This is a genomic window from Nocardia asteroides (genome assembly GCA_019930625.1).
GTDB classification, from domain to species: Bacteria; Actinomycetota; Actinomycetes; order Mycobacteriales; family Mycobacteriaceae; genus Nocardia; species Nocardia sputi.
The window spans coordinates 5310148-5322751 of record CP082844.1; the positions used below are offsets into that span (position 1 = coordinate 5310148).

General features: G+C 66.9%; 10 protein-coding genes. 5 read left to right on the forward strand and 5 right to left on the reverse strand.

All coding sequences use genetic code 11. The features are described 5' to 3' along the window. Positions 1 to 144 precede the first annotated feature (144 nt). On the reverse strand, positions 145 to 789 hold the full coding sequence (locus K8O92_24460; protein UAK30990.1) for a class I SAM-dependent methyltransferase: 645 nt from the start codon (positions 787 to 789) through the stop codon (positions 145 to 147). Between the two features lie 353 nt (positions 790 to 1142). Here K8O92_24460 and K8O92_24465 point away from each other — a divergent pair, with 353 nt between their 5' ends. Continuing rightward, on the forward strand, positions 1143 to 2054 hold the full coding sequence (locus K8O92_24465; GenBank protein UAK30991.1) for a recombinase family protein: 912 nt from the start codon (positions 1143 to 1145) through the stop codon (positions 2052 to 2054). 39 nt (positions 2055 to 2093) lie between these two features. Here K8O92_24465 and K8O92_24470 read toward each other — a convergent pair whose 3' ends face one another. Continuing rightward, positions 2094 to 2414, reverse strand: a complete 321-nt coding sequence (locus tag K8O92_24470) for a hypothetical protein (GenBank protein UAK30992.1) — start codon at positions 2412 to 2414, stop codon at positions 2094 to 2096. Positions 2415 to 2543: 129 nt separating this feature from the next. Here K8O92_24470 and K8O92_24475 point away from each other — a divergent pair, with 129 nt between their 5' ends. Both K8O92_24475 and K8O92_24480 read left to right on the forward strand, forming a co-directional pair. Further along, entirely contained in the window at positions 2544 to 4019 is a 1476-nt protein-coding gene (locus K8O92_24475; GenBank protein UAK30993.1) for a glyceraldehyde-3-phosphate dehydrogenase, read from the forward strand. Between the two features lie 220 nt (positions 4020 to 4239). Continuing rightward, positions 4240 to 5772, forward strand: a complete 1533-nt coding sequence (locus tag K8O92_24480) for an esterase-like activity of phytase family protein (protein UAK35925.1) — start codon at positions 4240 to 4242, stop codon at positions 5770 to 5772. A gap of 84 nt (positions 5773 to 5856) precedes the next feature. On the opposite strand, the gene K8O92_24485 is transcribed toward K8O92_24480, so the two are convergent. The 3 genes from K8O92_24485 to K8O92_24495 all read right to left on the reverse strand — a co-directional run bounded on the left by K8O92_24485 (position 5857) and on the right by K8O92_24495 (position 9086). Further along, positions 5857 to 7275, reverse strand: coding sequence for a M48 family metalloprotease (locus tag K8O92_24485; GenBank protein ID UAK30994.1), 1419 nt, complete (start codon positions 7273 to 7275; stop codon positions 5857 to 5859). Then, on the reverse strand, positions 7272 to 7727 hold the full coding sequence (locus K8O92_24490) for a hypothetical protein (GenBank protein UAK30995.1): 456 nt from the start codon (positions 7725 to 7727) through the stop codon (positions 7272 to 7274). The genes K8O92_24485 and K8O92_24490 overlap by 4 nt, the downstream gene beginning before the upstream one ends. Before the next feature lie 165 nt (positions 7728 to 7892). Further along, entirely contained in the window at positions 7893 to 9086 is a 1194-nt protein-coding gene (locus K8O92_24495; protein ID UAK30996.1) for an acyl-CoA desaturase, read from the reverse strand. A gap of 504 nt (positions 9087 to 9590) precedes the next feature. Between K8O92_24495 and K8O92_24500 the strand changes: the two genes are divergently transcribed. Both K8O92_24500 and K8O92_24505 read left to right on the forward strand, forming a co-directional pair. Further along, on the forward strand, positions 9591 to 10952 hold the full coding sequence (locus K8O92_24500) for a hypothetical protein (protein ID UAK35926.1): 1362 nt from the start codon (positions 9591 to 9593) through the stop codon (positions 10950 to 10952). Between the two features lie 17 nt (positions 10953 to 10969). Beyond that, a complete protein-coding gene (locus K8O92_24505) occupies positions 10970 to 12601 on the forward strand; it encodes a hypothetical protein (GenBank protein UAK30997.1) in 1632 nt (543 codons plus the stop codon). Positions 12602 to 12604: the final 3 nt, after the last annotated feature.

Sequence of the window (12604 nt, forward strand, 5' to 3'; positions counted from 1 at the left end):
GCCGCCGCGGGCGGGATTCACAGGGCTTGCAGGGTGTAGAGCGCGTCCGTGGTCACGACGGTCGCGCCGAGGGTATAGCGCAGTGTCGGCGTCCATCTCGGGCATCGGCTCCGGATCCGACTGGCGAGCCGACATATGCAGAAGTCAGGACTTACTGCGTGCGAAAAGAATCGCTTGCTGAGCTTTCGCGTCCGGGTCGAGCAGCATCTGAGCCTCGACCACGAATCCGGCATCGCGCAGCCAGGATGCCACCCGGTCAGGCTGACGGCGGTGGACATGGACCTTCATCGGGTGACCGCCATAGCCGTCGGTCTTCAACTGCGACTCGTCGCCGACGTGAAACAGCAGCTGCAGCGGTCCGCCGGGACGCAATGCTCGGTGGAAGTGCCCGAACACGTTCGGCACCTCGTCGTCAGGGATGTGGATCAACGACTGCCAGGCGAGCAGGCCGGCCACCGAAGCGACGGGCAGGTCCAGGTCCGTCATCGAGCCCACCTCGAACCGCAGGCCGGGGTGGTCGCGCCGAGCCACGTCGATCATCGCCGGGGAGAGGTCGACACCGAAGGCGTCGACACCGAGCTCATGCAGGTGGGCGGTGACTTCACCGGGGCCGCAGCCGACGTCCGCGACCGGCCCGCCGCCAGCGACCCGCACGCTGTCGGCGAACAACGCCAGAGCCGCGCGAAGGTACTGGTGTCCGGCGAGGGCGCCGCGCACTTGGTCGGCATAGCTGACCGCGACCGTGTCATAAGAGGTTCGGGTGTCGGCCAACCAGTCATTCGTGGTCATGACCGGCACGATATTCCATGATCACGACCTCGTGGACGGCCGACGCAGAGAGAACCGATCATCGGCCCGCCGACTGGCCCTGAACTCCGCCGCGTTTCCGCGGACCGCAATGCAGGAGAGCACCATGGCGCTGACCACCGAACAGCGCCGCCATAACAAGCCAGCATCCGTGCTGCGATAATGTCGTCAAATGGTCCTTTGACGACACCCGCCGGGGGCGGCGTCCGGTCCGCGCGGATCGTGCGGAAACAGCACTCCCGATCCATTGCCGTCCGTTCCATATTGACGACAGGGTTTGACGACAGATAGAACGGTGAACGAAAGCGATCAGATCGGAGAGGGACACCGCAGTCATGGCCGAACTCGTCTACACGCGGGTCTCCACCGACGAGCAGAGCACCGCGCGCCAGACCCACCTGCTCGCCGAGGCCGGTCTCGTCGACGGCGCGCACGGTGTGCGACTGTTCGCCGACCCGGCCACCTCATCCAAGATCCCCGCGCTGCACCGCGACGGCTTCCGCGAACTCGCCCGATACGCGCGCCCCGGCGACCGGCTCACCGTGTCCGAGCTCTACCGGCTGTGCCGCGACCTGCCCGACATCCTCGCCGTGCGCGAATGGTGCCAGTGGCACCAGGTCAAACTGCGGGTGCTCTCCGGCGCGCTGTCGGGCATCACCGACCTGGCCGCCGCCGACGCGACCACCACCATGCTGGTCAACGTGCTCATCTCGGTCGGCCAGTTCCAGCGCGACCTGCAAAACGAACTCACCCGCGAGGGCCTGGCAGCCGCCCGCGCCAACGGTGCGATATCGGGGCGCCGCCCCCAGGTCGCCACGAACGGGGACCTCGAACAAGTCCGCCGCCAATACCGAGAAGGCGCCAGCATCGCCGCCCTCGCCCGACAACACCGAGTCAGCCGCGTCGCGATCCGCACCGCACTCGCCGACCTGCTACCCGACCGACCCGAACACCCCGCCCCCACCGATATCGACGAACCCCGCTCGATCCGAATCGAGATGCCGGGCAAGCTCGCCCACCACCTCACCGCCCACACCGCCGACCTCGGTGAAACCGAACGCCACGCCCTACGCGACGGCCGGGAGATACGGCGAGGCCAGGGCTACAGCCTGCACGTCACCGCACCACCACAGATCCACCAGGCACTGCTGGCCGCCGCCGAACCCCTCGCCCACAGCAACGCTGCCGCCGACCGCAAGGCATATCGGATCTACCGCGACCGCCTCAACCCACAACCCCCGGCCTGACCAGCACCCAGCGCGCGGAACTAGCCCTCTACCAGCGGGTTACGCCTTATCCGCCCGAAATTCGGCCGATACTACGGCGACCCCGACCGCCCGCGACGGCGGCCTGCTCGGCACCGGTGCGCTCGGTCCGGTCGACGCGTTCGGCTTGGATGCGCTCACTGCCGGTGCGGCCAATGCGGGGTTCAGCCGGTAGGGGTTCGCGGCAGCTACTGTGATCACCGCGGACCGCTCAGTTTTCGCGTTCAGCTTGCCGCCGGTCATATCGTGATCGGCATAGAGCCGCACACCCATGGTTTCGAGCGTCTCGGCTTCGTCGCGCCGCACGAGCGAGGCTTTGTCGTGGCTGTTCGAGATAGTCATTCCTACACCCGCCGGAACGACGGTGTCGCCGACCTGGTGATCTCACGAGTGGGTATCCGGCCTCGGTGATATCGCGGCCCTCATTAGCATCGAAACCGCGAACAATCGAGGGAAATCCGAGGACCTGCGTTGACGACCGAACAACTTGACCGCTGGAATGCCCAGGAAGCCGCCGCGGAGGCGATGATTCCCATCATCGGCACGTTGTACCGGGGGAAAGGCGTGACGATCCTGCTGCACAGCCGGTCGCTGGTGAACAAATCGGTCATCAGCATCCTGCGGACGCACCGCTTCGCGAGGCAGATCGAGGGCGAAGAGCTGTCGGTGGACCAGACCCTTCCTTTCTTGCAAGTGCTCAGCGAGCTGGATCTGGGGCCGTGCAAGATCGACCTCGGTCAGTTGGTCATGACCTATCGCGCTGATGATCGCGGACTCTCGATCCGCGAGTTCACCGAGTCGGTGCTGGCCGAGGTGACCAACGGCAACAAGGCTCGGTCACCGGGCCCGAGGGACGTCGTCCTCTATGGCTTCGGCCGCATCGGTCGTCTGGTCACTCGCCTGCTCATCGAGAAGGCCGGATCCAGCAATGGGCTGAACCTGCGTGCGGTGGTGGTGCGCAGAGGAGGCGAGGACGATCTGGCCAAGCGTGCGTCGCTGCTTCGCAGGGACTCGGTTCACGGCCACTTCAACGGCACGATCAAGGTCGATACCGGCAACGACACGATCACCGCGAACGGGAACGTCATCAAGTTCATCTACAGCGATGATCCGACGACGATCGACTACACCGCGTACGGGATCAAGGACGCGATCCTGATCGACAACACCGGTAGGTGGCGCGATCGTGACGTGCTGTCGCAGCACCTGCGCCCCGGCATCGCGAAGGTCGTTCTCACCGCGCCAGGCAAGGGTGACGTTCCGAATATCGTGCACGGCGTCAATCACCGCAGCCTGGATCTGTCGCAGCGGATCTTCTCGTGCGCCTCGTGCACGACCAACGCGATCGTCCCGCCGCTCAAGGCCATGGATGACGAGTACGGCATCATCCGAGGGCACGTGGAGACGGTGCACTCGTTCACCAACGACCAGAACCTGCTGGACAATTATCACAAGGCGGACCGTCGGGGCCGGTCCGCGCCGTTCAATCTGGTGCTCACCGAAACCGGTGCGGCGTCCGCGGTCGCGAAGGCCATGCCGGATTTCAAGGCCAAGATCACCGGCAATTCGATTCGTGTTCCCACCCCCGACGTATCGGTCGCGATTCTGAACCTGCAACTCGCGCGGCCGACGACGAAAAGCGATGTGCTCACCTACCTGCGTCAGGTTTCGCTCGCCGGGCCGCTGAGCCGCAACCTCGACTACACCGCCGCCACGGACGTGGTTTCCAGCGATTTCATCGGATCGCGCGCAGCGTCGATCATCGATGCCAATGCCACGATCGTCGAGGATGACACCGCGATCCTGTATGTCTGGTACGACAACGAATTCGGCTACTCGTGCCAGGTGGTGCGGACGGTGCAGTACATTTCCGGCATCGAGTACCCGACCTACCCGCAGGTCCGAGCAGCGGACGCGCATGTGCTGACTGCGACCGACGCGCGGTAGCCCGGGATCCCGGTCGGCACGCCCCGGCTCCGCCGGCAGGGGCGGCGCGATCGGGAAGTCGTTGCCGGTGGCATGCGCGTCGAGGCTGGTGCCACGGCAGAATGATCGAATGGTTGTGAGGATCGACGGCGCACGTTCGGCTCGATGCCAACTGGTGGCCAGGCGCGGACGGTACGCATCACCGGTGCGAACGCACCGCAGAACCCGAAGCGCACTCGTCATGGTGGCCGTGTGCGCGACCGCCGTTCTGTCCGCTTGCTCGTCGTCGAGTTCGGAGGCGGACTTCACCGCCACCAGGGATGAGCCCCTGGTGATCTCACTGGACGATCTGCTGGCCGAGACCGGCGGCAGCGCCGCGGTCGAGATCGCCGATCCGCGGCACGGCACGATCACCCATCGCACCGATGGGGCGGTGGTGTACACGCCGGCTGCCGGGTACACCGGGCCCGACAGCATCACCGTGACCACCACCGACGCCGTGAAGCTGTTCACCACCGATATCCCGCCGCTCGGCGACTTCGGCGGGGTGAGCTTGCAGGGCAGCGGGTACGGGTCGGCGTTCACCCCGGTACCCGGATCGACCGACGAATTCTACGGTCTCACCGACCGCGGTCCGAACGTCGACGGCCAGGGCAAGAGCGAGAAGCTCACGCCCGTACCCACTTTCACGCCCACCATCGCGAAGTTCAAGATGGTCGGCACCAAGGCGGTGCTGGTAAGCGCCATCGCTTTGAAGAACTCGGCGGGTCAACCGTTCAACGGCTTGATCGATATCTCCGCCGGCACCGGCGAGACCATCCGCGACCTCAACGGCGCCATCCTGCCGCCCACCGATCACGGCATCGACAGCGAGGGCTTGGTCGCTATGCCCGACGGCAGCTTCTGGGTGTCCGACGAGTACGGGCCGTTCATCGTGCACTTCGACGCCAACGGCACCGAGCTCGAACGGCTGGCGCCGGGACGCGGCCTGCCCGCGGAACTTTCGCTGCGCACTCCCAACCAGGGGATGGAGGGGCTCACCGTCACCCCGGATGGCAGCACGCTGGTCGGCATCGTGCAGAGCGCACTCAGCGAGCCGGGTGTCGCGTCGGCGCGTGAGGTGCCCATGACCCGGATCGTCACCGTGGATCTGAAGACCCGGGACGTCAAAGAATTCGTGTATCCGCTCGAGGAGCCGAAGCAGAAACTCGTGGTCTCCGAGATCACGGCGCTGAGCAACACCACTTTTGTGGTCGACGAGCGCGATGGCAACAAAACACCCAAAGCGAACAAAAAGCTCTGGACGATAGACATCACCGGCGCCACCGATGTCGGCCCGCAGTCGGAGATTCAAGGCGCGCAATACGATACGGAGCTGGGCCTGCTGGTCGGCGGAAAGCCGTTGGAACTCCTCGTCGGTGCCGTGCCCACCGCCGACGGCGTCGCCACGCTGCGGAAGGCGGGCATTTCTCCGGTCGTCAAGAAGTCCGCTCTGGATCTCGGCGGTCTGCTGGACGGTCTGAACGCGGACGGCCTATTCTTCGGCCACGACAAGATCGAAGGTGTCGCCACCCGTGACGGCGGCAAAACCCTTTACATCGCCGCTGACAGCGATTTCGGCATCGAGGCCCGCACCGGTGACCGACCGCCGTTCGGGCTGAAGCCGAAGCTCCTGGCCAACGGCGTGCAGGCCTCGGGTGAGGTGCTGATGATCGACACCACCGAGCTGCCCGCCGAGACACGGACGCAGACAGTCACGATCACCGTGAAGTAGACAGCACAGACGGCAATCGCAGCACGCGCGTCGGACGGATTCGGCAGTAGTCGATCGGCATTGCAGCGGTCGAACCCAGGAAAATCATCTGTTGTCCTCATCCGGGTGCCGCCATGGGAATTCGAACGGGTCAGGGTCCGCGAAGTCGGCGAGATCGTGACGGCCACGAGGGGAGGAGTGTCTCCACTGATGGAACTTTCCCTTGGAGATCCCGTCGCTCAGCGAGAACAATACCGCGAGCGTCAGCGCGACCAAGGTAATCAATACGATGCGTAGGACGCCTTCGATGCCGGGCCAGACGCGATTCATCCCGGTCGCGGTCAGCGTGCACGCTCCTACTGCGAGAAAGCTGGGCAGGATCTTGCCGTGGTTGTCATCGATGAACCCGGATTCCGCCAACCACCGGCATCTCCGGGCGCTCATCGGATGAGTCTGCCAGCTCTCGGCGAGGCGGGTGACGAGCCCGGCCATGACCCCAGCGATGAGTGCGATCGGGCGGCGAATCCCTCCATCGGTCCGGCGCAGGGGATACCGCCGGCCGGCGCGACGGATCTGCGCCAGTTCGTCGGTGCCGCGCTGGAGCACCGCCCACACCGCGGGGTCGGCTCCCCATACGCGGGCATCGTGGTCGGCTACCTGCTCCCGAGTGCGTTGCAGTCCCGCGTAGATCAGATGGCCCGTTACGATCAGTGATCCGAGAAGGGCCAACTCGCGCAGCGGGTTCACAGCACCGGTCGGCCAATGCCGGGAGTATGTACCCGCCGCGACCAAGCCGGTCGACAACCACAGATGCACTGCCGCGGACGGTACGGCGACACCGATCACAAACGCCAACCACAGGGCACGCGCACCGTATCCGATCAAGACGTCCCGGTTGTGGACGTGCGCCAGTTCATGCAGCACCACCGCCCGGAAAATGTCGGGCTGCCGCTCTTGCCTACGCTGTCCGGTCCTGCGCAACCCCTCCTTGACCAGACCCGCGCCGAGACAGATCGTCGGACGGCCCGCACGGCGCAAGGTGACCGCATCCCGGCTGGAATCGAAGATCGCGACAACGAACCTCGGTGGACGCGAGGTGAGTCCGGCGATCTCGACGAGGTCGTCGACCGTGGCCCGCAACTGCGTGGGGATCGTCCCCAGCGCCGTACGTCGGGCCCACAGCGGCCCGATCCGGTAGATGACCAATGCCACGATCAGCACTGCGGCGGTCCACCAGAGCGCAGGCCGCACCGCCTGGGACACGGTTGCCGGAAAACAGTGGGAATACCGGCCGAATCCGGCGGGAAGTCGCAGCATCGCGAGGTGCCATGGGTTGGCAGGATCGAATCCGGCGGCATCCAAACAGCGGCGGTAGGCGGCTTCACCCCGTACTGCCAACAGCATCCGGGTGACCAGCATGAGCGACCACGCAGGGACCACTGCCAGCAGCAGCACACAACGGCGCCGAGTACCCCAGGAGAGAAAGCCGCGGTGCCCGCGCGCACCGTCGGCGTCCGTGGTCACTGTCCGGTATCCGGCTCGATCGCCCGGAGCCGGGCGACCACCTCCTCAGCCAGCTCGTCGGCCCGGACGCGGTCGAACCCGCGCGCGAGCGCGCCGTCGACGACCTGGCTGCGCACGCGCCGCAACGTCTCCGAATCCACGGGAGGCACAGTAGGTTCCGCTGCCCGCCGCCTGCCGATCATGGCCCGCAGACGAGTACCGACCTTGGCCGTGGCAGCATCGACCGCCCTTCCGGTCGCATGGTCGGAAAGTTGTTCGACCACCATCCAGACCAGCGGAAGTACGAACGGCGCGACATCGGGAAGCCCGAAGCGTAGCGGTCCCCGCCGTCGCGCACCGGCGCGGCGCAGCGAACGGCTCACCTGCTCACCGTCCAAGGAATCCAGGTTCTCCAGTAGCCACCGCTCTTCCGGAACCTTGCTTCTTACGACATCCCATACGATTTGACGCACCGTCGTGACCATGAGCACCCCCTACCCTCGAGTTGGCCGAAGCTGCGATAGTACCGATCGGACGCATCACGTGCGGCCCCTCACGAATGCCCGCATCGAATCACAGACGCTGCGCCTACCGGCCTACGCGGGGCTGGTGGCGCGCCGCCCCTCTCTAGTCGCGCTTCACCCGGATCTGGTGGAACCGAGCTCTTTTCCCTGCTCGACAGCGGGTGGGAGTGGGCGGGCGTGCCGACCGACGGTGTGCAGGTGGCTCAGCGCTCGGCGGTAGGAGTCGAGCAGGCTGGTCTGGCAGTAGGGCAGCTCGAGCTCGCGGCAGAAATCTTCGACAAGCGGCTGGGCTCGGTGCAGGTTGGCTCGCGGCATGGACGGGAACAGATGGTGCTCGATCTGGTAATTCAGACCGCCCATGGCTACGTCGATGAGGCGGCCACCGCCTACATTGCGGGACGTGAGCACTTGCCGGCGCAGGAAGTCGGTCGAGTCGCCTTCAGCCAGTACTTCCATTCCCTTGTGGTTGGGCGCGAAGGTGCATCCCATGTAGAACCCGAACAGGCCTTGCTGCACAGCGATGAAGGCCACCGCTTTGCCCGGCGACAGGACCAGGAACACCGCGGCGAGGTACCCGGCGGTGTGCGCGGCCAGCAGCACGGCCTCCAAGGCGCGGTTCGGTATCGCCCAGCGCAGCACCGCCCGGACACTCGCGTAGTGCAGACTGCCCGCCTCGAGGAACAGCAACGGAAAGAACAGCCAGGCTTGGTATCGGAAGACGAATCCCCGGATGCCTTTTCCGGTCCGTGCTCGATCGCCGGAAAAGGCCAGTACTCCCATCACATCGGGATCCGAGCCCTCGGTGTTGGGGTGAGCGTGATGCCGGTTGTGGTTACTGGTCCACCAGCCGATGCTCAGCCCGATACCGAGATTGCCCGCGATCGCACCGAACAGGTAGTTGGCCCGCCTGCCGCCGAAGATCTGTCGGTGCCCGGCATCATGACCGAGGAAGGCGATCTGGGCGAACACCACCGCCAAGAACGCGGCAACCCCAAGCTGCCACCACGAGTTCCCGATGAAGAAGAACGCCGCCCACCCGGCAGCGAACGCCAGCGCGGTGACCGCGCTCCTCCAGGCGTAGTACCCCAACCGCCGATCCAGCAGCCCCGCCTGCCGTGCACGGCGCAACAAGACCGCGTAGTCGCTGCCCCGGGCCGGTCGGTGTCCCCGGGGCTGTGCGGTCGACGAAGAGAATGGCTGCGCCCTTGGAGTAGTGCGGTCCAAAGCGACGACCGCGCTCGCTGTGGCAGCGGATGTCGGCGCCACCCGGCCGGTAGAACTTTCGATTACCACGGGTTGCCTGCGCATCCTGTTGTCAGTGTCGGTCGCAACATACTGCCGCGACTGGACCACCGCAAAGTGAACTGCCGTGCCGTCTGCCGACACATCTGCGTAACGATTGCGCTGCATCGACGGTAGCGGCTGCCCGAGATCGCCGCCACGGGTGCCAGGGTCACCGTCTGGGGTGGCTGGCTCACCGGAGTGGCCGACGCTAGATCGGCTTGATACGTCGGCAAGTGTGATGCATTAAGTGCGAGGAGGTCTCAAATTGTCGTCGCGATAGGTCGCATGGCAGGCAGGTCGCCGTATTGGTGCATTTCGTTATAGCGCTGGGGCGTAAAGTGTGCAAGTTTCTATTCCCGGGAGATTTCAGATCCTGAGGCCGAACCGATTCAGGCGATTTGTAGGGACTGCTCGTGAACTGCTCGCGGTCGAGGTCGCGCGTTGGCGCCTGTGTGGCTTCGGCGTGTCTGTCGTCCCCGGACCACGGAGAGTGCCGTGCCACAGGTCGGGGATGAGGATCTTGCCGGGTTGACCGATCGGATCGCGGATGGGCTGCGTGCGGCGGCCCCGCCCGGGTGGCGGCGGCTGGAGGCATGGTTCGCGATGACCGTGGTCGCCGAATCGGCGTCGCTGGTGGCCGATGACGGTATCCGGTCGTTCCGGTGCCCGGTGCCGGATGCCGTGTGGGATACGGTACGCCGACATCGGCAGGTGTCGGCAGGGGGGCATGCCGGGCCGTGGTGGCGGTTGCTGGTGCGCATCGACGGGGACGGTGTCGAGGCCGCTGCCGATCACGGCGCGGCGCCGTTCCCCGGCGAGCAATTGTTCGCACCGGATGCCTATCTCGCCGACTTGGAACGCTATCCGCGGGATCGGCTGCCGGTGTGGCTGGCGGCCTATCTCGGTCGCGGCGAACGTCGGACGCGGTCGCCGCGCGCCGCCGCCGACGCGATGCGTGCGGACCAGCGTGCGGGTTTGCGCGCGGTCGCCGTGGACAACGAACTGCCGGAGTTGGCCGTGTTGTGGGCCCGGTGGGCGGTGCTGGCAGCAGCCTTCGTAGCGGTCGGGGCGGGGCAGGGGCCGCGGATCGGTCCGTCGGTGGGCATTTTCGAAGGTGCGGGACGCAGCGGTTCGACGTTGACGCTACTGCCTGGTGACCGGGCCGTGCTGTCGGGTGGCGTGTGGGATGCGCCGGCCCTGGACGCCGCGTACAACTCGGGTGCGGCGATGCCGGAATTATTCGCAGGAGCCCCGGGTTGGGTCGCCGACCCGGTGCTGAATCCGCGGGTGGCAACCGGTTTGCTGTCATTCTGTTACTGGTGGGAGGCCGGCCGATGGTATCGGGGTGGGTCCGCGCCGATATCGGAGTGCGCGCCGGCGCTGCCCGCGGTGTGGACGGTCGGCACCGTGGCGGGCGTTGTCGGCGACCTGCTGGAGGACCGGTCGGGTGGTACACCGGATGCGGCCGAGATGCTGGTGTCGGCCGCGCAGGCCGGTGCGGTGACTCGTGAGGCGATCGTGCAGGTCTTCGGTGACGGTGACGGCACCGACATCGATGGTGCGATGTTCCAATTCGTTCTCGCGGATCTGGACGCCGACCACGCCGAGGGGATCGGCGCAGCGGATGCGCTCGACGTCGTGCGGGAGCACATTCGACGAGAGGGCTATGACACTGCGGGATACCCGCTGTCGTCGTTGCGGGCCGATCGCATCAGCGTGGGCTGGGTAGTCCGTTCACCGGTTCCGGACGGCAAGATCGCTTTGGACCGCGCGGTCTTCTATGTCGCCGACGACGGCGTGGTGGAGCGCTCGACCACGTCGGTGCCGTTGTCGGTGTTCGTCGCCGGTTTCGAGCGCCGGTTCCGGCTGCGTGGCAACGGCCGCGCTTGACCGGAGGGGATCACGACGTGAACGGTGAAGTTCGGCTGGATCCGGATCGTCTGCGGAATCGAGGAGCGCGGCTGGCCGATCTCGGGGACCGCGTGGGACAAACTTACGCGGGCCTGCGCGATTCCCTCGCGCACGCCGAAGGCAGCTGGGGCGACGACGATCTGGGTGTCGCGTTCGCCAAGGAGTTCAAGCCGCATGCCGACCAGTTGCTGGCAAACCTTCGGGCAATGCAGGAGAGCCTGCACAGCACGGCCGCCGGAATAGTGGACGCCGCAGGCCAGTTCGAAGCACAGGACAGGTACGGCGCCGGCCGGGTCGGCGCTACTGCCGCCAACCCGGACCCGATCGGCGAACCGGCGCCTCCACTGTCCGTTGGCAGCGTGGGCACGACCTCGCCCGCGGGCGCACAGCCACCCGTGACGTCCGATCCCGCGGCGACCTCTCCGGCAGGGGCAGACCCGGCCTATCCCACGAACCCGGCTTATCCCACGAACCTGTCGTCACCCACGAACCCGGCGTCTCCCACGCACCGGGCCGAGCCCACCGAACAACCCGCCTCCAGCGGAACACGGACACCGGACCCGTCCGGGGGGCGCTCCAAACCGGAGGGCGGTCCGCAACGAGATCCCTCGGATCGGGCAGCGCGCCGAGAGGCGGCCCCGAGAGTAGGCGGACCGGTCAGCGTCAACCCCGGAAAGCCTGCCGAAGACTCCTCGCGCCGTCCGCCGGCCTCCGCGGTGTTCCCCCCGGCCGCCACCCGGGATTCACCCCGTGCCCCAGCCGGGCAGCAGGCACGGGTCGGCCCGCCGGGCGGTGTGGGACGGCCGGACACTCCGTGGTCCGGGCAGCCGCCTAGAACGGCCGGACCACCCTCCGGTGCGGATCCGAGGCCCCCTGGTCCTCGGTTCGCTGCTCCGCCGCGCACGCAGAAGCCCGCCGACGAATCGCCGCACGGGCGTGATCGGGGTCGCTCCGGCGCGCGCCCGGGTACCCATCCCGTGATCGGCTGGCTGGCGCGGACGCTCGCCGAACACCACGACGTGCGGGTGGACGGATTCGATGCCCCCGGATTGCAGGTGCCGGCCATACGAGGATTCGTGGCCGCTGTGGACCGAGTGCTCACCGACTACCCGGTCGTCGCTGTCGATTTCGTCGCTGTGGCGGAGGTCGACGCCGAATCGGGGCCGGTGTGGTGGAGTCTCGAACCACGCCATACGCGGGGCATGGGCGCCGGTCGGTCGATAACCCTCGACCAGCGGACCGCGCAGGAGTCGGGGGGAGCGACCGGAACGGCGCAGTCCGACGCCGAGTCGCTGGAGCGGGAGATCTACCTGGCGACGCTCTGCGAATTCGGCCGGGCGCTCGACTCCGCCGGCGGCGGTCTCGCACGCAAGCGGGCACAGCGTGTCCTGATCGCGACGTACCTGCATCTGGAGGCGGAACCGAACAGCACGTTCACCGAGGTGGTAAGCGGTTACCGGCGCTGGCGTGCCGAGTTGGCCGGGGACGTCGCGGACGCGGGCGGGTTCGACGTTTGCCGGGCCCTCGGCGCCGCGTTCGCCGATGTCGTGGTGCGCGGCGAGGAGGCGAGCGTGCAGGCGCGGGCACTGCACGCGGTGCTGGTCGACGCGACGTCGCGGCGGGAGTAGGCG